General features: G+C 65.4%; 18 protein-coding genes, 2 tRNA genes and 1 pseudogene. 11 read left to right on the forward strand and 10 right to left on the reverse strand.

Translation table 11 applies throughout. The features are described 5' to 3' along the window. Nucleotides 1–133: 133 nt before the first annotated feature. Nucleotides 134–1,117 (forward strand): universal stress protein, encoded by a 984-nt coding sequence (locus FB461_RS00940; RefSeq protein ID WP_142120613.1) that lies wholly within the window; start codon nucleotides 134–136, stop codon nucleotides 1,115–1,117. 84 nt (nucleotides 1,118–1,201) lie between these two features. On the opposite strand, the gene FB461_RS00945 is transcribed toward FB461_RS00940, so the two are convergent. Next, nucleotides 1,202–1,642, reverse strand: a complete 441-nt coding sequence (locus FB461_RS00945) for an OsmC family protein (RefSeq protein WP_142118108.1) — start codon at nucleotides 1,640–1,642, stop codon at nucleotides 1,202–1,204. Nucleotides 1,643–1,758: 116 nt separating this feature from the next. Here FB461_RS00945 and FB461_RS00950 point away from each other — a divergent pair. The 3 genes from FB461_RS00950 to FB461_RS00960 all read left to right on the forward strand — a co-directional run bounded on the left by FB461_RS00950 (nucleotide 1,759) and on the right by FB461_RS00960 (nucleotide 6,884). Next, nucleotides 1,759–1,831 (forward strand) — tRNA-Arg (locus FB461_RS00950). A gap of 48 nt (nucleotides 1,832–1,879) precedes the next feature. After that, a complete protein-coding gene (locus FB461_RS00955; protein WP_142118110.1) occupies nucleotides 1,880–2,326 on the forward strand; it encodes a hypothetical protein in 447 nt (148 codons plus the stop codon). 307 nt (nucleotides 2,327–2,633) lie between these two features. Next, a complete protein-coding gene (locus FB461_RS00960; RefSeq protein WP_142118112.1) occupies nucleotides 2,634–6,884 on the forward strand; it encodes a hypothetical protein in 4,251 nt (1,416 codons plus the stop codon). Nucleotides 6,885–7,203: 319 nt separating this feature from the next. Here the strand turns inward: FB461_RS00960 and mscL are convergent, their stop codons facing one another. The 3 genes from mscL to FB461_RS00975 form a co-directional block, all read right to left on the reverse strand. After that, nucleotides 7,204–7,608 (reverse strand): large conductance mechanosensitive channel protein MscL, encoded by a 405-nt coding sequence (gene mscL / locus FB461_RS00965; protein ID WP_142118114.1) that lies wholly within the window; start codon nucleotides 7,606–7,608, stop codon nucleotides 7,204–7,206. A 35-nt stretch (nucleotides 7,609–7,643) separates the two neighbouring features. Continuing rightward, complete coding sequence (locus FB461_RS00970; RefSeq protein ID WP_142118116.1) at nucleotides 7,644–8,291, reverse strand: SAF domain-containing protein; 648 nt, start codon at nucleotides 8,289–8,291, stop codon at nucleotides 7,644–7,646. A gap of 77 nt (nucleotides 8,292–8,368) precedes the next feature. Beyond that, entirely contained in the window at nucleotides 8,369–9,013 is a 645-nt protein-coding gene (locus tag FB461_RS00975; protein ID WP_246045944.1) for a 5-formyltetrahydrofolate cyclo-ligase, read from the reverse strand. Between the two features lie 55 nt (nucleotides 9,014–9,068). Between FB461_RS00975 and galU the strand changes: the two genes are divergently transcribed. The 5 genes from galU (at nucleotide 9,069) to FB461_RS01000 (ending at nucleotide 13,073) form a co-directional block, all read left to right on the forward strand. After that, on the forward strand, nucleotides 9,069–10,004 hold the full coding sequence (gene galU, locus FB461_RS00980) for a UTP--glucose-1-phosphate uridylyltransferase GalU (protein WP_142118121.1): 936 nt from the start codon (nucleotides 9,069–9,071) through the stop codon (nucleotides 10,002–10,004). After that, on the forward strand, nucleotides 10,001–11,230 hold the full coding sequence (locus tag FB461_RS00985; RefSeq protein ID WP_142118123.1) for a molybdopterin molybdotransferase MoeA: 1,230 nt from the start codon (nucleotides 10,001–10,003) through the stop codon (nucleotides 11,228–11,230). Before galU ends, FB461_RS00985 begins: the two co-directional genes overlap by 4 nt. A 2-nt stretch (nucleotides 11,231–11,232) precedes the next feature. Next, nucleotides 11,233–11,874: a GNAT family N-acetyltransferase gene (locus FB461_RS00990; RefSeq protein WP_142118125.1), complete on the forward strand. Its 642-nt coding sequence runs from the start codon at nucleotides 11,233–11,235 to the stop codon at nucleotides 11,872–11,874. A gap of 57 nt (nucleotides 11,875–11,931) precedes the next feature. Beyond that, nucleotides 11,932–12,963, forward strand: a complete 1,032-nt coding sequence (locus FB461_RS00995) for a hypothetical protein (protein WP_142118127.1) — start codon at nucleotides 11,932–11,934, stop codon at nucleotides 12,961–12,963. Between the two features lie 37 nt (nucleotides 12,964–13,000). Continuing rightward, nucleotides 13,001–13,073: transfer RNA gene (locus FB461_RS01000), tRNA-Ala, on the forward strand. Nucleotides 13,074–13,257: 184 nt separating this feature from the next. On the opposite strand, the gene FB461_RS01005 is transcribed toward FB461_RS01000, so the two are convergent. The 3 genes and pseudogenes from FB461_RS01005 to FB461_RS01015 form a co-directional block, all read right to left on the reverse strand. Then, the gene (locus FB461_RS01005) at nucleotides 13,258–14,202 is read right to left on the reverse strand and encodes a tyrosine-type recombinase/integrase (protein WP_170222529.1); all 945 of its coding nucleotides are present in this window, start codon (nucleotides 14,200–14,202) and stop codon (nucleotides 13,258–13,260) included. 374 nt (nucleotides 14,203–14,576) lie between these two features. Continuing rightward, a complete protein-coding gene (locus tag FB461_RS01010; RefSeq protein WP_170222530.1) occupies nucleotides 14,577–15,896 on the reverse strand; it encodes an integrase core domain-containing protein in 1,320 nt (439 codons plus the stop codon). A 338-nt stretch (nucleotides 15,897–16,234) separates the two neighbouring features. Further along, a pseudogene (locus FB461_RS01015) lies at nucleotides 16,235–17,477 on the reverse strand (IS256 family transposase). Nucleotides 17,478–17,572: 95 nt separating this feature from the next. On the opposite strand from FB461_RS01015, the gene FB461_RS01020 reads away from it, so the two are divergent. Continuing rightward, entirely contained in the window at nucleotides 17,573–17,938 is a 366-nt protein-coding gene (locus tag FB461_RS01020; RefSeq protein WP_142118134.1) for a hypothetical protein, read from the forward strand. A gap of 225 nt (nucleotides 17,939–18,163) precedes the next feature. Here the strand turns inward: FB461_RS01020 and FB461_RS01025 are convergent, their stop codons facing one another. From FB461_RS01025 to FB461_RS01035, 3 genes are all read right to left on the reverse strand, one after another. Next, nucleotides 18,164–18,733, reverse strand: coding sequence for a hypothetical protein (locus FB461_RS01025; RefSeq protein WP_142118136.1), 570 nt, complete (start codon nucleotides 18,731–18,733; stop codon nucleotides 18,164–18,166). Between the two features lie 65 nt (nucleotides 18,734–18,798). Further along, entirely contained in the window at nucleotides 18,799–19,182 is a 384-nt protein-coding gene (locus tag FB461_RS12470) for a matrixin family metalloprotease (protein WP_425466899.1), read from the reverse strand. A gap of 929 nt (nucleotides 19,183–20,111) precedes the next feature. Next, a complete protein-coding gene (locus tag FB461_RS01035; RefSeq protein WP_211349815.1) occupies nucleotides 20,112–21,215 on the reverse strand; it encodes an aminotransferase-like domain-containing protein in 1,104 nt (367 codons plus the stop codon). Between the two features lie 65 nt (nucleotides 21,216–21,280). On the opposite strand from FB461_RS01035, the gene FB461_RS01040 reads away from it, so the two are divergent. Then, on the forward strand, nucleotides 21,281–21,724 hold the full coding sequence (locus FB461_RS01040) for a MarR family winged helix-turn-helix transcriptional regulator (protein WP_142118140.1): 444 nt from the start codon (nucleotides 21,281–21,283) through the stop codon (nucleotides 21,722–21,724). The last annotated feature ends 88 nt before the right edge of the window (nucleotides 21,725–21,812 follow it).

The raw sequence follows: 21,812 nt of genomic DNA on the forward strand, positions 1-21,812 counted from the left end.
CATCCGAGTGATTTACCAACCCTTTGCGAGTACAGTAATGGCAAGGGGACTGCTGAAAGTCGAACGACTGACGTAGTCGAATCACGGCCGTAGGCAATCCTCACCAGCAACTTCGCGTTGGAGGTATGTGGTGATGGTCAAGCGAATCGTCGTCGGGGTTGACGGATCGACGGCAAGCAAGGTCGCCCTGGCGTGGGCTATCCGTCAGGCCCAGCGCACAGACTCCGAACTCATCGCTCTGTGCTCGTACTCTTTGCCGTCGTTCACGGTCGCATCCCTCGACGGAGGCTATGCGGCGCTCGACGATGCGGCCATCGCGGATGGCGCGAGGCAGGTGGCTGAACTTGCCCGCCAGCGCGCCGCGGATGCGGGCGTCAACGCGTCAGCCAAGGTCGTGCCCGGCGATGCCGCGGCCGCGCTCATCGACATCAGCGCATCGGCGTCACTCGTCGTAGTCGGTACGAGGGGTGGGTCGGGCATTCCAGAGCGCCTGCTCGGCACTGTCTCGTCCGCCCTGCCCGCCCACGCGAAGTGCCCAACGGTTCTCGTGCCGCGTTGCTGCGGCTTCAGCGAGGATGCATCCGGGGATGAGAAGGCCGCCGAGGATGCGGTTCCCGACATCGCGCTGAAGCCCATCAAGCGCATCGTCGTCGGCGTCGATGGGTCGGTGACTTCCCAGGTGGCCCTGAGGGTCGCGCTCCGGGAGGCGCGCGCCTGGGAGGCCGAGGTCGTTGTGGTTGGCGGCGTGCCGATCGCCTCCGGCTCCGGCCTGCTGGCGTGGCTGCCCGCGGCGATCGACCGGCAGCAGATCGTCGACGACGTTCGCGCGGGCATTGAGCGCCTTGTGGATCAGGCCGTCGCCGAGATTCCGGGCATCACACCCGAGATCGTCGTGCTCGACGGTACCGGGGCCGAACTCCTGACGCGCTTCTCGAAGACCTCGGACCTCCTCGTCCTCGGCTCGCGTGGGCGTGGGGGATTCGCCGGGCTACTGCTCGGCTCGACGTCGCAGGCCGTGTTGCACCACTCGTCCTGCCCGGTGCTCGTCATCAACAAGCGCACCGACTTGGCCACGGCGTCGGCCGCGGCCGGGGACAGTGGCACCGCGCACGAGTGAGCGTTCCCCGCGCGGGGTCGCGCTCGCCCACCGCTGGTTCGTGGACGAGTTCCCCGTGACCGCCGTTGGCCGTTCGCGGAATCGTCAGGCGTCAGCGTCGAGCTGCTCGACCGTGCGCTCGATGGCCGCTCCGGCCTCGAGAGTTCGCCCGACCGTGCAGGCTTGGTCGATTGCCCTCCCGATGACGGTGATAAGTCGGGCGCGGGCGGACTCGTCCAGCGAACTCAGGTCGAGTTCGATGCGCTCCGTGAGTACGTCGTAGCGGTCTTCGGTCGCGTGCGCATCGCCGCCGACCTCGATCGCGACGGCGGCGTCTTCGCCCAGGCGACGCGTAATGGCCTGCTCGGCGGAGAACCCGGCGCACGCCGCCAACGCCACCTTGAGGAGTTCCCCGGGAGTGAAGGTGTCGGGGTAACTCTTGTCGCCGATGGCGACCACGCCGCCGCGCTGGGACCGGCCCGTGAATCGGCGATGGCCGTCGCGAGTGACGGAGACGGAAGGGGTCGAGGCAGGCTGAGAAGTCATGCACAAGATTCTGGCACGCTCGCCCCACCGTTTCGTCGCCGCGGCGCACGGTGTCCGCATGATGGTGGTAAACCCGCTAAGGTTATTGATGCACTCTTCGCGTGGAGGGTACACAAGCGCTCGTAGCTCAGTGGATAGAGCACCGCTCTCCTAAAGCGGGTGTCGGCGGTTCGAGTCCGCCCGAGCGCACCGCATACAACTGGGGCCACGAGAACTCGCAGCGCGAGGGAGTGAACTATGAGGTTTCCCTGGCTACCCAAGCGCGAACGGTTCGACGGGCGGGCCGTCAGCAACGAGTTGTTGCAACGGTTGGTGGGGCGACGCCTCAACTCCATTCAGTTCACCAAGTTCTACGTGCAGTTCTGGTTCGACGGCGATGAGGGCACGATCGAAACCGTGACTTTTCATTGTGGGTGCTTTCCCCGAGTGCTTCTCGGGGACGTCACGCTGACGGAGTCAGATCCGACCTATGCAGGTGCTTTGCTGGCATGCCTGGACGAGGAAGTGATCAGCGCGGATGCCGAGGAAGCCACCGGTATCACCGTTGCCTGGCCGTCCGGGACCATCCGCCTTCGACCGACGGCCGAGGAGGCGGGCGGCTACGAGATCGCCGTACTGGACGTTCCGAGTGCGGGTTTTGTGGTCTGGAACTCGGAAGATTTCCCCTTTCAGAACCTGGACTGACTGCCCGTTTTAGGTGAAATAACCCAATGCTACTCAGGGGTCTCAAACAGGCTCGACCGGGGTATTGACCAACGTTGTCATACCGGGCATGATCAAAAACTAGATGGCGCGCACCGCTTGCCCCCCTGCGTGGTGCGCGCCATCACTATGCTCACGCCTCCCTCCCCGCCACGCAACCGCCAGGCCGCCTTGTGCCTTTTTGGCCCATCGCTCGGCGCGCCGTCACATCAGATGCCACCTCCCTTCGCTAGCGTCGAATCGGGTGCATCGTCATGGTCTTGCGCCCGCCGACTGGGGAGGATCACGAGTGGAGCACACATCCGGCGGGGTGACGCATGGGTCGAGCGCGCGGAGCGAGGCCACACCTCGCGTTGTCCCGGAAAAAGTCGCGGCCCCAGAACTCGTCCGCCCCCGTAGCGCGCATGAACTGGTCCGGGTCGCCGTCGAACGCTGGCGTGAATCCCTGGTGCGCATGGCTGGTGGCTCGCCGCTGCGCGACGTGGACCTCCTGGAGGACGCTGTTCTCGACCTGACGGGTGCGCACCCGTCGGGAATCGCTCAGTTGTACACGGGCCGGGCCACCCGACTGTCCAACATCTTCCGGGACGCCGCGGCGCTACCAACAGCCCGCAGACGGATTAGGTTGATCCTTGAACGCGCGCGCGAGCAGTCCGAGCGCTTTGGCCTCGCGCCCATGTACCTCGTCATCGGTCTCGCCAACTGGACCGAGCGGGGCGGACAGGGTGCCGACTTCGAAGACCTGAACGCCCTGATGCGTGCGACTGACGGCGTTGTCACCGCAACCGATCAAGAAGACAGTGTTCCCGTCGCCGTGCATGCCCCGGTGCTCCTACGCCCAATTTCGATCCGCAGCCGCGGCAAGGACGCCTCGGACTTCGAGCTCACTCTTGAACCGACGATCGAGATCAACCCGGTACTGGCGCGGGCCCTGCGCTCGCGCGGCGCCCTGCTCGACCCGGAGGCACTCGCGCAGTCGACGTTCGACTCGACCGGGTTCATCCCCGGCGTTGCGCTCGACCGGCTCGATGCGCTCGGACGCGCCGTGTTCGCCGACTTCCGCCTGAGTGAGCGCAACCTCATCGGAACGTTCGTTCATCCCGGGCAGGCGCTCGTCGACGACTTGGACGAGCTGACTGCGCTTGAACACCACGAACTCATTGCCGCCCTCGCGGGTCACGCGCCGAGCCTTGCCAGCCTTGCCGTGGACCTGCCCGATTTCGACGGATCCGATGTCGAGCCGAACCTCGAACGAGGGGTCGGCGATCTGGAGCCTTCCGCCCGCCGAGTCCTCGAGGCGCTGGCTACCGGCGGTCACCTCTTCGTCGACGCTCCCGTAGGAACAGATACCACGGGCCTCATCGCCGCCGTGGCGGCCGAAGCCTCGGCAATCGGCCGCTCCGTGCTCTACGTGCCCGGTCACCGGCGCAGTGCCGCGGCCCTCAAGAACCGACTGGCGGAGCTCGGCCTTGAAGGGCTCGTCCTCGATGTACCGCCGGATCAGGGCTGGCGCGCCAAGGTTTCGCAGCGTCTCCTCGGGGCGATGACGCACGATGCCGAACCCGTCGACCTCGCGCGCATCTCGGCCGTGCGGCGCGAACTCACAGCCGTACGCAACGAGCTCGCCAGGACGATGGATTCGCTACATGCGCCGCGCGCCGATTGGGGGGTGAGCGCCTATGAGGCGCTCCAGGCCCTCGTTAAGCTCACGTCCGAGGACGATGGGCCGCGCACGCGCGTCCGGTTCACCCGCGAGGCGGCGTCACGACTGGATGCCTCGCAGCGGCGCGAACTCGCGAGTCAGATCGTCCAGCTCGGACAGCGCGGGGGCCTCGGACCCGATGCCACGCATTCCGGCTGGTTCGGTGCGGATCTCGCGGACGCCGCGGCTGCTGATCGCGCCCTCGAGCGCATCGACCGGCTGCTCGATACCGGCCTCGTGGAACTCGGCGGCGACATCGCCCAAATCACCGAGGACCTGCAGATCGCACCGCCAGCGAACCTCAGGCAATGGGGCGAACAGCTTGCGACGCTCGCCGCGATTCGGGGGCAACTGGGCATGTTCCTGCCCGTTGCGCTGGAGCGCTCCGCGGAAGATCTGATTGCCGCCACGGCACCCAAGCAGTGGCGAGAAGACAAGGGAATCGACCAGTCGCGCGCCGAGCGACGCCGGCTGATCAAGCACGCGAAAGACCTGGTGCGCCCGGGCATGCACGTCGAAGACCTGCACGTCGCGTTCGTCGAGCTCGAGGCGAACAGGCGTCGGTGGTACGAATCGTTCCCCGACGCGGGGTGGCCGCGGATCCCGCAGGGTTTGCCCCAAGCGCAGGCGCACTACGCCAAGGTGCTCGAAGACATCACGGCCCTCCAGCAGGTGCTGGCGTCCACGAGCGCGGGAGGCGACCTCGTCAGCGCGGACTTCGCACAACTCGCCGACCGCCTCGATGGGCTGCGCGTTCCCGGCGAAACGCTGTACAAGGTGCAGGAGCATTCGTCCGTCATGCAGATGCTCGATCGGGCGGGCGTGCGAGAGCTCGTCGAGGATCTGGGCGCGCGCGAGGTGCCACTGGAACTCGTGATGGACGAGCTCGAACTCGCCTGGTGGTCCACGGCCTTCAACCAGATCGTTGCCGCGGATCCCTATCTGTCGCAGATCGACGGCGCGCGCATTGAAACGCTCGCGGCCCGCTTCCGGGCGTTGGATACGGAGCACCTTCGTTTGTTGGTACAGCCGATTCAGTCGGCAGTATCGGGGCACGTGCAGCAAACACTGACCGCGCACGGCGAGGAAGCGGACGAGTTGTTCGCCGAACTGATCGATGAGCGACTCACATCGATGCGCACCGCCCTCGAACAGTTCGGGGACGTGGTTCGCGCGTTGCGCCCGGTGCTGATCGCCACGCCGTCGCTCGTGCCGGAACTGACACCGCCGCACCGCACCGTCGACCTCGTCATCATCGACGCGGCGCAGCACCTGTCCCTCGAAACCGTGCTCAGCGCGCTCGCGCGCGGCCGCCAGGTCGTGGTCGTCGGGGATCCCCGCTGCGCGTCCGGTACCGCCATCGGAGCGCTCAGCGAGGTGCTGACGTCGGTTTCCCTGCGCGGCGATTGGGCTCCGCGGGACCCGAACCTGACGCAGTTCCTGATCGACCATGGTTACGAATCGGTGCTACGCACCGTCCCACTCCCGCAGAGCGAGCGACTCGTGTCGCTGCACACGGTGGACGGTCGGGGCATGCACGACGAGGCGACGGGTCTGGTCGAATCCACTCAGGCGGAGGTGGATCGGGTCGTCGAGCTCGCGATCGATCAGGCCGTCGCGCGACCGGAGGAGTCGTTGTCGATCGTCGCTTCGAACGCCCTGCACGCGCAGCAGATCCGCACCGCGCTGCTCAGTCAGGTGCGCCGGCATCCCACGCTCGCCTCATACTTCGATCCTCGGCGCGCCGAGCCGGTGGTCATCACCGACCTGGCCGGCGCTCCCGGGGTCATGCGCGACGCGGTGATTTACGCCGTCGGCTTCGGCCGCACGCCTCATGGACGAGTCCTCTACCGCTTCGGCGCGATTAGCGAGCGGGGCGGAGAGGCGCTGTTGCTGAGCATGCTGGGCGTCGTGCGGCGCCGGCTCACGGTCGTTTCGTGCTTCACGCCCGAGGATCTGGATCGCGAGCGTATCAAGGCACCCGGCGCCATCGTGCTTGCCGATCTGCTGCAGTTCGCCCACGACTACGTGAGTTCGGATTCCGAGGTCGACGTCGCCGACCACGCCGACGAGCCGAACCAGCTCCTCGTGGACCTGGCAGCACGCTTGTGGAACAGCGGGCTGACCGTCGAGGTCGGCTACGGGATAGCCGACGGTGACCGGATTGCGCTGGCAGTGGGGCACCCGGACTTCCCGGGTGAGTTCTTTGTCGCCGTGCTCACCGACGACGATGCGTACATCGCCGAGAAGAGCGTGCGCGTCCGTGACCGGCAACGGGCGACCCAACTCGAACGACTTGGCTGGACCGTGATGCAGGTCTGGTCGGTATCTCTCTTCCTCGACCCGGAGCGGCAGGCCAACCGCATTCGCCAGGCCGTTCTGTCCATCGCCCAGCGGCGCGGCGAAAGTGTCGAGCCGGTGACGGGGGCCCTGCCCACCCTGCTGGACGAGCGCAGCGCCCAGTGGGTAGCCGATGTCCTCGCGGGTGAGGCCAACCACACCCGCGAGACCGTCGAGACCGTGCAGACGGGTACTCTGCCGATCGTGGCGGAGCCGGATGCCACCAGTTCGGCCGCGATCCCGGTGGTCGCCGAACTCCCCGAATATGCGCGCCAGGCACCTACTGGCATCGTCGCGCCGACGATCCGCCCGGGACTTCCTGTTACCGCCTACACAGACGACGAACTCGACGATCTGGTTCGATGGATCGCGATGGACGGCCAGCGACGCGATATGGACGAGTGGATCGAGGTATTGCGCGAGCACCTGGCGATCTCGAAGCGGAGTACCCGCGTGGATGCCATCCTGTCCGCCGCGGTGCGTCGGATCGTTGACTAGCGGGGCATCGCCCAGGAAGCGCCGCCGCGTCGAACGCCCTGGCCGGGAGCAGGGCGCAGTCCCGGGACCGAGCCGGGACGAGGTGGACGACGAGGATCGTCGGCGGGGCGGCGACGGGGGTGACTCCTCGCTGGAATCGCAGATTCTTCGCGAGGTGCCACCCCACTGGGAGCCGTCGAGGCGCGATCAGCCCGGCCGGTAGGCGGGGGCTCAAGAGTTCCGTCAGGCAACGGTCGTTGCCGTTACGCAAAGACCGCCACGGATATGAAAACACCAGCCCCAACGTCCGCCATGCCGAAGGCAGCGCGGACGTTCGCGGTTACCGCTGCTGGTTCGCGAGCAGGTCGCGGATCTGCTCGAGCAGGACGACGTCCTCCGCCTTGGCTTCCGCCTCTTCGACCTCGGGCGCCTTCTTGGCCCGGCGCTCGGCGAGTTTGTTCAGGGGCAGCACCACGATGAAGTAGATCGCTGCTGCGACGAACAGGAAGTTCAGCAGCGCGGTGAGGACGGTTCCGGGAGTGAAATGCGCTCCGTTGATCGTGAACTTGGCGACCTCATCGAGGTTCGGCTGGCCGAACAGGGCGGCGATCAGTGGGGTGATGAGGCCCTCAACGATGGCGCTCACCACGGCCCCGAAAGCTGCACCGACAACGACACCGATGGCGAGGTCGACGGCGTTGCCGCGAGCGATGAAGTCCTTGAAACCGTTCAGTACGTCTTTCATGGTGTTCCCTCCAAGTTGAAGTCCGACACGCCCATCTAATCACCTGGGTTCGCGTGGGGCACTACTACGACACTCACCATCGCGCTGTTCGCGCCCGCCAGCGCGAGGGCCTCTGCGCTGGTCGTCGCGAGGAGCAGCGCCCCCGTCGGCGGGTCCTCGGGCGGCCAGGGCAGGACGAGCGCCCCGTGAGCCAGCACCTGGGCTCCCGGCTGGTCGCTCGACGCCAGCACGTTGACGCGATCCCCCGGCGAAACGGCTGCGGTGGAAGCTGGGTCGGCCACCGTCACCGTGACGGCCACCGAGCCCGCCGGGAGCTGATCGGCGACGGCCGGCCCCCGCAGCGCGGACTCGATGACCGGGCTGCCTTCGGAAAGGCCGACGGCCAGCCTGTGGCCCGCCACCAAAGAGAGATCATCGATCAGGGATAGGTCGAGCGCGATCGATGACGGCACCGTGACTGCGGTGAGATCAGCACTATCCAGTAGCGCACCCGCGGGCAGATCGTGTTTTGCCACGAGAACCTCCGCGCCGGGCGGGTCGGCCCCTCTTAGCCCACCCACCTGACCCAACACGGTGAACGCGGCGACGAAAGCGAGGAGGATGGCGGGTAGCCTCCGCAGGCGCCACACCAGCGAGCGATATCTCACTACCCACGGGAGACGGGTCTCATGGTTCGTCCTCATTCGGCCATCTTTGCGGAACGCGGCGCCCGGCAATGGGCGGATGGCCGCCCTGTGGAGAAGTCTTAAGCGCGGGCCGGCTACTTGCGCACGGATGTGAAGGTGATGACTTCCTGAGGTGTGATCGCTCCGTGCACCAGCTGGTCGTGCGGCTCGCGCGGCAGCGTGAATTCGACGTCGTCGAAGACCTCGTCCTGGAAAACTACGGCGAGGATGGTCGCGTCCGGGCGGACGTGCGTGAGGACGCGGTCGTACCAGCCGCCGCCCTGACCGAGCCGGCAACCCGCGGAGTCCACGGCGAGCGCCGGAACGAGGATGAGCGAGGCCCGGGACACCTCCGTCATGTCGAGTGCGGGGCCGGATGGTTCGGGGGGGCGGCCGGGCGCCCGCTCGACCAGGTCGTCCAGGCCCTTGAACGTCGCCCACTGTCGGGCCAGGCCGGCGCCGAGGAGCGGCAGAAGCACCTCCACGCCCGCGCGGCTGAGCCGGTCCATGAGGTCCGCCGTAGAGGGTTCCGAGGGGCGCGCCGCGTAGAGGGCCACGACCTCGTCGCCTCGTTGCTTGATCAGGTGCGAACCGATGACGCCGAGCGCATCCTGCGCCTCGGCACGGCGTCTCGCCGAGCGGTGGCTGCGAGCCTCCCGCAGAGCGGTTCGCAGGGTCGACTTAGCGTCTTCCGGTTCCATTCCGTCCGTGGGAGGAAGATCCTGGTGTGCGCCGACCATGGCTCCATTCTGGCAGACAAACCCGCGAATGGATCCTGGTGATAACGTCGAAGTCATGGCAATCACCAAAGCTGTCATCCCCGTCGCAGGGCTTGGCACCCGCTTCCTGCCCGTTACGAAGACGAGCCCCAAGGAGATGCTCCCGATCGTCGACAAGCCGGCTATCGAGTACGTTGTCGAGGAGGCCTCGCGGGCTGGTCTAGACGACATCCTGCTCGTCACCGGCCGCACGAAACGAGCGATCGAGGACTACTTCGACGTCAGCCCCGAATTGGAGCAGGTGTTGCGCCGTAAGGGCGACGACGAAAAGCTCGCCTCGGTCCTGTCTCCCGTCGACCTCGCCACGATCCACTTCGTCCGCCAGGGCAGGCCGCGCGGCCTGGGGCACGCGGTGCTGTGCGCGCGCCAGCACGTGGGGGACGAGCACTTCGCCGTCCTGCTGGGGGACGATCTCATCGATGAGCGCGACCCCGTCCTGCCCGCCATGCTCGAAGTGGCGCAGCGCACGGGCGGCTCGGTCGTCGCGCTGCTCGAGGTACCGCAGGACCAGATCCAGCTCTACGGCTGCGCCGAGGCCGTGCCCACGGACCCCGACTTCTCGGCCGGCCTCGAAGTCGGCGGCGAGGCACTGTCTTCCGCTGACGTGGTGCAGATCAACGGACTCGTCGAGAAGCCGTCTCCCGAGGACGCGCCGAGCAACCTCGCCGTGATCGGCCGCTACGTGCTCAGCCCCGCGGTCTTCGACGTGCTTGAGGAGACGGAGCCGGGCCGCGGCGGGGAGATCCAACTGACCGACGCCCTGGCCGAGCTCGCGAAATCGCCCGACAAGCCCGGGCATGGCGTCTACGGCGTGGTCTTCCGCGGCCGCCGCTACGACACCGGCGACAAACTGGACTACCTCAAGGCCGTTGTCCAGCTCGCCGCCGACCGCGACGACCTGGGTGCTGATTTCCGTGAGTGGTTGCACGGCTTTACGGCGGGACTTCAGTGAGGGGCGTTGGCGAACATCTCGCTGAGGTCCTCAAGGTCGCGCAGCCGATTGCGCCACTCGATGTCGTCGTCACCGACGCGGTCGGCTGCATCCTCGCCGAGCCGCTGATCGCCACGGCCGACGTTCCCGCCTTCCCACGGGCCGCCCGCGACGGATACGCCGTTCGCCGCGAGGACCTAGCGACGGCGTCGCCCGCCACCCCGGTCACGCTCGCGGTCGTGGACGAGGTCTGGTCGGCGAGTTCGACCCCCGCGCACATCATGGCCGGACAGGCGTTGCGAGTGTCGACGGGCGTGCCAGTGCCGGCTGAAGCGGACGCCATCGTCCCGGTCGAGTACTCCGACCGGGGTGATGTGAAGGTGCGGATCGCCTATCAGCCTCGCAGCGGCGACAACATCGTCGAGCGTGCCACGACCGCAGCCGACGGGTCCGTGGCGATCGCCGCCGGCACGCGCATGGGGGCGCGCCAGATCGCACTCGCTGCATCGCTCGGCTTCGCCCGGGTCACGGTCCACCCGCGCCCGCGCGTCGTCATCATCACCGTCGGCGATGAGCTCGAGGCGGTCCGGCGGGGTGGTCGCGGCAGCCCGATCTACGACGCGAACGGGCCCGCGTTGCGAGTCGCGGTCCAGGATGCGGGTGCCACGGCGATCCAGGTTGGCCCGCTCAGCGATGATCGCGCCGCGCTGAGGGAGGCGCTCGAGGATCAGCTGGTGCGCGCCGATCTCGTCATCACGACCGGCGGGCTGTCCGACGGGCCTCGCGACACGCTACGCGATGTGCTCGCGCCGCTCGGCACGGTCCGCTTCGACCGCGTCGCCATGTCGCCGGGGCGGGTCCACGGAGTGGGCGTGATCGGAACCGAGAACCGGGTTCCGATCTTTGCGCTACCGGGGCATCCGGTCGCCGCCCTGACGGCGTTCGAGGTGTTCGTGCGCCCGGCGCTGCGGACCATCGCCGGCTATTCCGAGATCTACCGGTCCTCACTGACGGCACGTGCCGCCACCTCGTGGCAGGTGCCACCGCAGACGCGTCAGTTCGTGCCGGTGGGCATCATCGGATCACCGGCCACGGGGTACGAGGTCGCCCCGATGGGTGATCCCGAACAGCTCGAATCGCTATCGATCTCAGCGCTGTCGGCCGCGAACGCGCTCGCAGTCGTTCCGGAGGAAGTGACGGACGTGGCGCGCGGCATGACCCTGCACTGCCTGGTCCTGGACGGCTAACAATGCACTGGCCACTGGTCATCCGCGAGGATCTCGCTCCGCCGTCTTCCATCGGAAGCGTGCTGCTGCGCCCGCTCCGGCGCGGCGACGGGGCGGCGTGGGACGAGGTCCGCCGGGCGAACTCGGCGTGGCTCGCGCCGTGGGAACCGTCAGATCCCGAACCGACCCGTCGCCGGCTTCCGACGTTCGGGCAGTACGTTCGCGAACTTGCCCGGCAGGGGCGCAATGGAACGTCCCTGCCGCTGGCCATCGAGGTGGATGGCGAGCTTGCGGGGCAGATCACGGCCGGGAACCTCGTCTGGGGAGCGCAGAAGTCCGGCATGATCGGCTACTGGGTGAGTGAGCACCTTGCGGGGCGCGGGATCGCGCCGCTCGCCACGGCCATGCTCATCGACACCCTATTCGCCGAGGCGGGGCTACACCGCGTCGAGGTGTGCATCAGGCCCGAGAACCTTCCGAGCAGACGGGCCATCGCGAAGCTCGGCTTGCGCTCGGAGGGCACGCGCCCGCGCTACGTGCACATCGACGGTGATTGGCGCGATCATCTCGTCTTCGCGATAGACACCTCCGAATGGGCTGGCCCTGGGGATATGGTTGGGCGCTGGCGTGCCTGGCGCGGGGCGAACTACACCGATGTCATTTAACGGACACGCCGCGGTCGCTAACCAGTAGAGGCATGGCGGAGACTTACCGTCGAACATGTGGACTCGCCCGCCGGAATCGTCGCCCTCGCCATTGTGGTGGTGTGGCTGGCGTACTTCGTTCCGGGCAAGCTCGCGGGCAAAGGTCGAGTTGCCGCGGCGCGGGTCGATGATCGATTCTCCGAGAATCTTCGCGTACTCGCCGTCGCCGGTGGCGCGAAGGTCGATGCAGGGCCACATGGTGACTGTGATCGCGCTGCACCGCGCGCCAGCCAACTGCTACCAGTCCCGAAACCGGGCGAACGCGAGGTATTCATGACCCAGCCAGAGTTCACGCAGGCGCAACGCCGACTCGCGGAGCAGCGGCGGCAGCAGGCGCGCCGCCGCGCACTCATCACGGCCGTACTGGGGGCGGCGCTGGTCGTGCTGGTGCCCGTCGTGTTCCTTACGCCGGTGCATGCCGTCGTCCTCATCGCGCCAGCTTTGCTCCTGACGGGAGTGCTCGTCCTGGGCCGCCGCGCGGTCGTGTCGCAGCAGCGCGCCGACGAGGAGATCGCCCGCCGGGCGAGGGTGGCGCACCGCGCGGCCATCGCCAATCGCATCGCCGGAACCGGTGCCGGTCACCGCGTGGGACGTCCTGTCCCGGTCGCCAAGCCGCGTACGGCCGAACAGCGCACAGTCGCGGCGTCGACCGGCCTCGACTGGAGCGCCAGCGTCGAGGAAGTGCTGGAGCGCGTCGACGCGCGCCGGGCGGCGCAGGACTCGTCCGCAACCGAGGCAGAGCGAGTGGCGGCCGAGACCGTCGAATCCCGCGCGGAGGTGCCTGCGGCGCGCGCCGAAGCGGAGGTCGCTCGTCGCGTCCCGCGACCGACCTACGCGACCAAGGCGGCGGCACCGAAGTGGGAGCCCGCGCCCATGAGTGCGGAAATCGAACGCGCCAGCCGGACCATGGCCGCATGGGACGCCGAGCACGCCGGGGACATCGAGATCGACTACGTGCCGAGCGAGGCATCCGTCACCGACCAGGGCGCGTCGGCGCTGGGATCACTCACCCTCGATGGGGTCCTGGAGCGTCGCCGCGCCGCCGGATAATGGTGGTATCCTGGTTCGCGGCCGTTTAACGCGGCAGGGGGCTATGGCGCAGTTGGTAGCGCGCTTCGTTCGCATCGAAGAGGTCAGGAGTTCGAATCTCCTTAGCTCCACAAATAGTCGAGGGTCCCGGCGTGAGCCGGGGCCCTCGGCTATTTGTATTGGGCGGAGTGATTCGAGGAGCCGCCGCAGCGGAGCGAGGACGGCGGAGTCTCCTTAGCTCCACCTCGTTGTGCTCGAGAGGCCCTTGACCTGCAAAAACGTTGCAGATCAGGGGCCTCTCCCCATGGAAACTCTTCAGTTCGGGGTGTCACCGTTCAGTTTCTCGAGTGCCGTGCGCACGTCCGGCGCCTCGTGTTCGGGGCGAACATAATGCTTGACCGTGGTTCCTGTCTCGTTGTGGCCGAGTAGGCTCGACGCCTGAGTAAGTCCCACTTCGCGGGCAACATGGGTGGCGACTGACTTGCGGAAGATGTGTGTCGCGTGCTTTTCGAACGGTGTCCCCAACGTCAGATCCTTGAGTTTGGCGCGGAGACCGTTTGGCTGCCGTACCTTTCCGCCTGTGACTGCAGGAAAGACGAGGCCGAATTCTCCACCATCAAGTCCGGCAGCATTTGCGGCGCGTAGAGCCGTGACAACGAAGTCTGGAATGGGCAGGTGGCGGTGCGATGACTCAGTTTTTGGAACGTCTTGAAGGCGTGTCCCTGTCGACGTCCCTGTCACCACTGTTCGGCTGACGACGACGTAGGGAATATCGGCATCGAGGTTTACACCGTCCCAACTGAGGCCGAGGGCTTCGCCGACGCGGAGCCCGGTCCCGGCCATGACGTGTACGACCTGGCAGGCTTGTTGCTCGAGAAGCGATCCCTCGGCAGTCACAGCTCGCAGATGCGCCAGGAGTTCTCTGACTTCGGCAACGGAATAGTCCTCGATTTGCTTCTTTGGCGTGAGGACGGTCGCTGTGTTGCTCGCCGCATTAGTCTTGAGGACGCCGTGGCGCACGGCAAGTCCGAGAGTCCCGACGAGGACCTGCCTCAGGATTCGAGCACGACTGTTCTTGGTTTCTGCAAGCACCTTCAGCGTGCGGTCGAGGAGCGGTGTAGTCGCATCTCCTAGGGTGACCTCCCCCAGCAATGGCAACATCTGGTTCTTGACTACGGCCCTGTATTGCTGCATTGATTGGTCTCGGACTCGCCCCGAAGCCTCCTTTTCTGCCAGCCAAACTTCTGCGACATCAACCAACCTGGTCCAGGGCTGAATCTCGGTGCTGGCACCGAGCGCACCTGCGGTCTTGGGCGTGATTGCTGCGGCAGCCTCGAGGACGGCAGACCTTGCGGAGCCCTTCGACGAGCGTGTTCGCTCGACGTGGCGGAGTGCGCCTGAGGCATCGCGGACAGTGGTGCGCGCCCGATACCCGCGGTCAATTCTCGTGACCCACACCTCGCCGGCGACTTTGGCTGGGCGTGGTGGCCTACCTGCCGCCATGCCTATGCGACCCGATCAGTTTCGATGCGGGATTGGGTGTGTCAGATTAACGGTGGATCTGGCCTGGCGCTGTGATGTCTCGGCACATCGTGGACGGTTATGTCTCGGGAGATCGTGGACGATTGGGTGTCTCAGGACTTCGTGGATGGTGTCGAGCCTGGGCCGTGCCAGTGTTGTTTCTGGGTTGGCTTGGGGAACTCGCTGATTGTTGTTCCGTCTTTGTCTTTGATTGTCACGGTGGTGGCGGTCCAGGTGACCTCTACGTCTTCGCCTACGCGCTTGTATCCGGCGTAGAACTTGTTGGCTAGCGCGCCGACGTACCCTCCTTTCGATACCTTGAGTCGCACGGAGCCGTCTACCCCGACAGCGAGGTTCTCGGCGGCACCTTTGATGGGGGTCTCCTTCGGGGTGCGTGGGCCGAAGTACCAGCCTGTTGCTGTCGGCCGGGGGTAGGCAACCAGAGATTCGCCGGTGTCTGCGAAGAACTCCACAGTCGTTGTGTCCCAGATGGCGTGGACGTTTTGCCCGGCCCGGGTGGTTGCGATGTAGAACAGGCAGCTGAGGACCTTGACTTGTCCGTTTGCTCTGACTTTCGCGTCGACTGATCCCTTACTGGCGTGCAGTGCCACTCGGGTACGCCGAGTCGGGCTGGGCTGTTCGGTGTCGTCCTGGAAGTACTCGGCTTGAGCCGATACCGCTGCCGGCGGGATCGGTGGCATGCGTGGTTCGGCGACCGGTGGCGGTGCAGGAGCGGTAGCTGCCCAGGCTTCGGCGGGTGTCTGCCCGCCCAGTGCTTGGTGGACGCGCTCGTTGTTGTAGTACTTGTCGAATTCGTCGACCAAGGCTTGCAGTGCAGTGATTGTCTTGACCGGGGGTCTGGCGTTCAGCCATTTTTGTAAGGTCTGGTGGAACCGCTCGTTCTTACCCTGAGTCGTAGGCCGGTTCGGCTTACCCGTGATCGGCTTGACACCCAGATCCAGTAGGTAGTCCACAAGTTTGCCGGTGAACCCGCGACGCGTGGGGTTGAAAGCGAGCCCGTTGTCCGAGAGTAATCGCTGCGGCACGCCATGGCGGCGTATCGCCTCGGAGACGACTTTCACGGCAGCCTTGGCAGTCTCTCCGTCGGCGACGAGCGTGCCAACTGCCATCCGCGAGTGGTCGTCGATGACCTGATGGATCGCGGCCGAGGTTCCATCGGCGAGAGACCAAGCGAAGGCATCGATCTGCCAGCAGCAGTTCGGTGCCGGATACACAAACCGGCGATTCGCCGCCCGCGGGCGCTTGCGAGGCTCGGGCTTCGAGAGGCCAGCGGCAGCGAACGCCCGCGCGAGAGTTGCACGTGAAGGAGGGGTCAGGCCCTGCCGTTTCATCCTGGCGACAACAGACAACGGGCCCGCATCCAGACCCTGTTCGACAAGCCATGCCCGCACCGCCAACGCATGCTCGATCACAGCCGGATCAGTTCGTCTGGGACTGCGATGTGGGCGCCTCGAGCCCGGCTCAGTTGCACCCACAGGCCCAACCTCACCAGCCATCCGGCGAATCTTGTAGAACACCGATCGGCTGATTCCATGCCTCTCGCAGAAACGCCCAACCTCTCCTCGCTCAGCATCGCTCGGCCAGTTCGCAATCGCCCACCGCACATCGGCGGGCACACAATTTGATTCCATCCACACATACAACTCGGTACCAGACCGACCACGATGTCCCGAGACAGACTATCCACGATGTACTGAGACACAACCGTCCACGATGTCTTGAGACTTGACAGATCTGGCCTGGCGCATTCTTAGTTGATTCGGCCTTCGAAGGTGATCGGATGCGCGTTGAGTGCGGGCTTCCACCTCGTCACCCAGCGTGCCCGACCCCTGCCAGTGGGGTCAAGCGACCGAGTCACGAGGTAGAGGCACTTCAACGCGGCGGCGTCGTTCGGGAAGTGCCCACGCGCCCTGACCGCGCGGCGGTAGCGGGCGTTGAGGGACTCGATCGCGTTGGTGCTGCAGATGATGCGGCGGATCCGGGCGTCGTAGTCCAGGAACGGGATGAACTCCGTCCAGGCGTTCTCCCAGAGCCTGCGGATCGCGGGATACATCGTGCACCACTTCTCGGCGAACTCCTCGAACCTCGCCTTCGCGGCGGCTTCGGTCGGCGCGGTGTAGACAGGGCGCAGGTCACGGGCGATCTGGTCCCAGTACTTGCGCGACGCGAAGCGGAACGTGTTGCGGATCAGGTGGATAATGCACGTCTGCACGACCGCGAGCTCCCACGTCGTGGTGATCGACTCCGGCAAGCCCTTCAGCCCGTCGCAGACCACGATGCACACGTCCTCGACACCGCGGTTCTTGATCTCGGTGAGCACGCCGAGCCAGAACTTCGCGCCCTCGCCGCCGTCGCCGGCCCAGATCCCGAGGATGTCGCGCTCCCCGGCCGTGGTGACGCCGACGGCGACGTGAGATACGGCTTGTTGCGGACCTGCCCGTCCCGGACCTTCACGTTCGAATCGCGTCGATGAACACCACCGGGTAGACCCGGTCCAGTGGACGGTTCTGCCATTCGGTCATCTCCTCGATCACCTTGTCGGTGATCTTCGAGATCGTGTCCTTGCTGACACTCGCCCCGCAGACGTCGTCGAAGTGCGCCGCGACCTCACCAGTCGTCAGCCCGCGCGCGGTCAGCGATAGGACAATCTCGTCGATCCCGTCCAACCGCCGCTGCCGCTTGCGCACGATCTTCGGCTGGAACGACCCGTCACGATCTCTCGGCACGTCGATCTCGACGGCACCGACCTCGGTGAGCACGGTCTTGGACCGGGTCCCGTTGCGCGCGTTCTCGCCGTTCGATGACGCGTGCTTCTCATAGCCGAGATGCTCGGTCATCTCCGCCTCGAGCGCGGTCTCGAGCACGGTCTTCGTCAGCCCGCCCAGCAGGCCTCCCGGCCCCACGAGGCTGACGCCCTGCTCCTTCGCCTGCGCAAGCAGCTGCTCGGCGATCTGTTGCTGATCGATGATCTCTCCCGTCACAGGATCGATCATCTCGATGGTCTGGCTCATAGCCCTTCCTTTCGGTCAGGCCAGTCCCAGATCCACCGTTTTGCTGACAGTCCCCCTCGAGGGGGATTGAGGCGGCCATGCACGACGTCACCGAGACGGCCCGAGCAGTCATCGACGAGGTAGCCGCAGCCGAACTACCCGAAGACTGGGCCCTCGTGCTACAGGCCGCGCCACTACACCCGCGCGGGGGAGGGCCCGCACACGGACTGAGCGTCGAACTCCTCCCACCGGGACGACACGATCTGGCCGACGCCGTCCCGCATCCTGTCGACGCGGTCGACCTGTGCGGGACAGGACTCGAACTCATCCCCGACCGCGGCGCCAAAGATTGGTCGCGACCCCTCGGAGAATGGACAAAAGAATCCCTGTGGGCGGAACTGCGCGAAGGCATCGACCTCGCCCGCTACGTGTGGGCCGAGACCGGCGACGTCAGCACAGAGTGACCCGCCCCAGGGCACGAAAATGGCACAAAAAGAGGGCTGTTGCACACCTAGGTGAGGGGCGCGTAGCACTATTGATCCGGCTTGGAGGACCAAGCACCACGCTGATTCATATGATCGAGGTGCACTTCACAAGCCTTCGGATCCTCACGAGCGTGACTGTTTCCCAGTCGCCGCAGTGAATGCCGCTGATCGCGGTCAGGCGTATCGCTGGCGTGCAGCGGCCGTCTATTCGGCTATCTCGTCGAGTGGTATTTCTTTACTGCCGTCTCGTCCGAAGGTCTCGGGGAACACCCCTTGGTCACGAACGCTGACCTCATCGGAGGCATCGACATCGAAGATTCCTTGGCCTTTCCCTGGTGCGTACCACGTCGATTTTCCGTTGCCCAGCGGGTGGTTGGGGATTTCATACGCCAGGATGAGGTTCTCTCCATCGAGATTGAGGCGGTCACTATCACTGAAGTCCTCGTCCTGTGACCCGGTGCGCGGCTGAATAAAGGTGAGAGTCGAGCCGACCTCGACATCGCCGGAAAGGACTTCAAGGATTTCCACGTCAACGACTTCCACGGGCAGGCCTTCGTCGTCGGCGTGGTCCGGTTTGCCATCAAGTCCGAAATCAACCTCTTGGCGAGGCTCCGATATTGCTTTGACGACCAGGGTCGCATCTGTTGCCTCGACGACATCCTGCAACGATTCGTAGAGCACTGGGGCGCTTATCTGTACCTGCTCGCCAGGGTCGGAATCACTCAGGAGGTTGAATGCGTACCAGGTTGCCACGACTGCCAGTGCGAACGTCAATGCTATCGCGCTCCATCGCTGCGCCGTTCGTCCTATTGTTGCCATGTTTCTCTTCCCCGATTCGTTTACTTATAGCGAGCTGTGACGCCCGAGACGTCATCTGTTTGCGGCGAGGACATACTGCAATCGGTGAGGAATCCGATGTCAGACCGCATTATTCGGCAGCCGGTTGACACGTGGCCAAGCCCGTAGGCGTGCCCAAGTTCATGACTCGTAACAGCGCGTCGTTTAAGCGTCGTGAGTCCGTTCGAATGTTGGTTGTTGATGACGAGATCGACTTCTCCGCCTGTATATGTCCCGTTGCTTTTACATGAGAACGCTACCCAGGCGTATGCGTCCTTGTTGTATGAGCCGTCAGTGACATTGACCTCTGGATCAGCAGAGGTTGAGTGCTCAGCGAAGTACCCTGGAGCGCTCGTGTTGTTCCACTGAGTAGCTGCAGTTTTCACCGCATACTCGTTTGTGTCAGAAACAGAGAAGAACCGGTACGAAATGGGAGAGATCGCGTCTTTGCTGTACCTGCAACTACCGAACGCATAGGCGCTGGCATTAGTCGCACCCAAGGTGCCCGCGAGCCCGCCCAAAAGGACTGCCAAGAAAAAAAGCTGCTGGAGCGCGGAAAGAAGAACTCAAGGGTCAACTCCATTGTTGATTCGAGTAGATATGAGACACTGTATTCCACTGCGTGGAGAACCGCAAGCCCCACCTGGTGTGCTATGCGTGCCCTCTGGCCCGCAGAGCACGAAGAGCGACTCTTCGTAATCAAGGATGTAGATGGTGCCTGAATCCTGCGGCTTCGAGCAGGGAACAGACCAGGTGGCGGTTGGAAATACGACACCGTGAGGCGTAGCCGCGGCGAAGAACGCGAGCACGTCATCGGCTCGCTACTGGAGAGTGCGTTCAACTTTGCGGAACTCGACGAAATCAAGGGGCCAACGTCGCCGACCGCGTCGATCAAGATGCGCATCGCCTGCTTCGCCACCGCCACCATTGGCTGCGAATCAAGGCTCGGAAGGACGTCCGACCCCACGAAAACCCCACGATAATTGCCAAATCAGTGGCCATTTCCCCGCATCCCACTGCATCGCAAAATCAGCGTTCTTGCAGTTCAGAGCACGTTCCAACATGATCGAGCACTAGGCTGCATCAACCGGTCCGATTCTCCTTAGCTCCACAAATCGGCGAGGGTCCCGGCGAAAGCCGGGGCCCTCGGCTATTTGTATTGGGTGGAGTGATTCGAGGAGCCGCCGCAGCGGAGCGAGGACAGGCCCGCGGGTGTCGGACCGCAGTTGCGCGCCAGCCGCGCTGACTGACCGGCGCGTCCAGGACTTGCGGACCGCGCCGACCCGCGGGGCGAGCACTCTCCCCGCGGCGCGCACTAGGAGGCGCGTGCCAGGATCCGGGCGAGGGTTCGGAGTCCGCGCTCGGTGTCGTCGGCACTCGCGTGGCTGAAGTTCAGGCGCATGGTGCCGATGTCGGGTTGTCCCGGAGAGAACTCTTCCCCGGGCATGAACGCGACCCTGTTCTCGATGGCATCGGCCAGGAGGGTGCGGGTATCGATTGGACGCTGCAGCCGGAGCCAATAGAACAGGCCTCCTGGCGGGGTGTCCCAGGTGGCGAGGCCATCGAAGTGCCGCCGCAGTGACCCCTCGAATGCGTCCCGGCGGCTGCGGTAGAAACTGACGAGGCCTGCCAGCCGCGCTGGCCAGCCGGGATCGGTGATCGCGTCGAAGACGATGCGCTGCGATAGTCGCGAGCTGTGCAGGTCGGTGGCCTGCTTGATGGCGACAAGGTGCTCGAAGAGGTCCTCCGAGGCCGCGAGATAGCCGAGTCGCAACCCCGGCGCGAACGTCTTGGAGAACGAGCCTTGATAGATCCAGGTTCCGCCGACCATCCGCGCGACGATCGGCGTTCGATCGCACGGCTCGTATGCAAGCTCGCGGTAGGGATCGTCCTCGAAGACCGCGGTTCCCGTTCTAAGGCAGGTCTCGGCGAGTCTGTCTCGTTCTGTTTCGCTCATGCACGCGCCGGTGGGGTTGGCGAACGTCGGCACGACGTATCCGAGGGGCACCCGTTCGAGCGCAGAGGTAGCGATGTCTGCGAACTCGGCGCCGTAGAAGCGAAGCACTTGCAGCGCGGCGAGATACGTCGGGTACTCCACGGCCACGGTCGTGCCCGGATCGACGAAGAGTTTGGCGGTGAGATCGATGCCTTGCTGGCTGCCGCTGAGGATCATTACCCGCTCAGGGGGAGCATCGACGCCCAGCGCGCGCAGGCTGTCCGATACGGCAGCACGCAACTCGGGTTCGCCCTCGCTCCGGCCGTATTGGAGCAATGCGGGGGGTACGGCGCCCGACCAGGACGGCAGGGCGTCCGTCGCGGGGAGGCCACCGGCGAAGGAGACCATGCCCGGACGCTCGATGACGTTGAGGATGGATCGGATCGGCGACGGGCGGAGCCCGTCGATGCGCTGCGAGAACACGCCGCCTCCTTGGGAACGGTCAATATACTTGACCCAGTATCGCGCCAGCACGGAAGTAGGTCAAGATGGTTGACTCAAAGCGGCAACGGGAACTCCGGCAGGACGTCGAAGCGCTCTACTTCGGCTACCGAACATTCACGTCGCTTCCCGATCGGATCCTCGCCGAGCGCGGCCTCGGGCGGGCGCACCACCGCATCCTCTACTTCGTGCAACGCGAACCGGGGATTGCCATCGGCGACCTTCTCTCTTTGCTCAAGGTGACGAAGCAGGCCATCCACCGCCCGCTCAAGGACCTCGAAAAGCTCGGACTCCTCACCCTCGCTCCGGACGCGCAGGACAAGCGGATTCGCCGCATCACGACCTCCGCGGACGGAGCCCTCCTCGAAGCGCAACTCACCGGAGCGCAGGTTCGCATGCTCGAATCGGTGTTCGCGGACTTCGACGCCGAAACCGAAACCCGCTGGCGCGCCGTTATGAGGCGGCTCGCCGAAGATAACCAGGAGGGGTAGGGACGAGTTCGGCGACCAGTCCGGCGTGGCCCGATTCCGCTTCGCGCGGCCGCAAGTAGACGCGTGGGCGAACTCTTGCACGAGGCCG

The organism is Rarobacter faecitabidus (genome assembly GCF_006716265.1).
In the GTDB taxonomy this organism is placed as follows: Bacteria; Actinomycetota; Actinomycetes; order Actinomycetales; family Cellulomonadaceae; genus Rarobacter; species Rarobacter faecitabidus.

What these genes read in the sequence shown, in the direction of transcription:
- FB461_RS00970 (WP_142118116.1), bottom strand. Translation starts at nt 8,291, where the DNA reads ATGAGGACGAACCATGAGACCCGTCTCCCGTGGGTAGTGAGATATCGC.
- mscL (WP_142118114.1), bottom strand. Translation starts at nt 7,608, where the DNA reads ATGAAAGACGTACTGAACGGTTTCAAGGACTTCATCGCTCGCGGCAAC.
- galU (WP_142118121.1), top strand. Translation starts at nt 9,069, where the DNA reads ATGGCAATCACCAAAGCTGTCATCCCCGTCGCAGGGCTTGGCACCCGC.
- FB461_RS00955 (WP_142118110.1), top strand. Translation starts at nt 1,880, where the DNA reads ATGAGGTTTCCCTGGCTACCCAAGCGCGAACGGTTCGACGGGCGGGCC.
- FB461_RS00945 (WP_142118108.1), bottom strand. Translation starts at nt 1,642, where the DNA reads ATGACTTCTCAGCCTGCCTCGACCCCTTCCGTCTCCGTCACTCGCGAC.
- FB461_RS00990 (WP_142118125.1), top strand. Translation starts at nt 11,233, where the DNA reads ATGCACTGGCCACTGGTCATCCGCGAGGATCTCGCTCCGCCGTCTTCC.
- FB461_RS01020 (WP_142118134.1), top strand. Translation starts at nt 17,573, where the DNA reads ATGCACGACGTCACCGAGACGGCCCGAGCAGTCATCGACGAGGTAGCC.
- FB461_RS01040 (WP_142118140.1), top strand. Translation starts at nt 21,281, where the DNA reads ATGGTTGACTCAAAGCGGCAACGGGAACTCCGGCAGGACGTCGAAGCG.
- FB461_RS00975 (WP_246045944.1), bottom strand. Translation starts at nt 9,013, where the DNA reads ATGGTCGGCGCACACCAGGATCTTCCTCCCACGGACGGAATGGAACCG.
- FB461_RS00940 (WP_142120613.1), top strand. Translation starts at nt 134, where the DNA reads ATGGTCAAGCGAATCGTCGTCGGGGTTGACGGATCGACGGCAAGCAAG.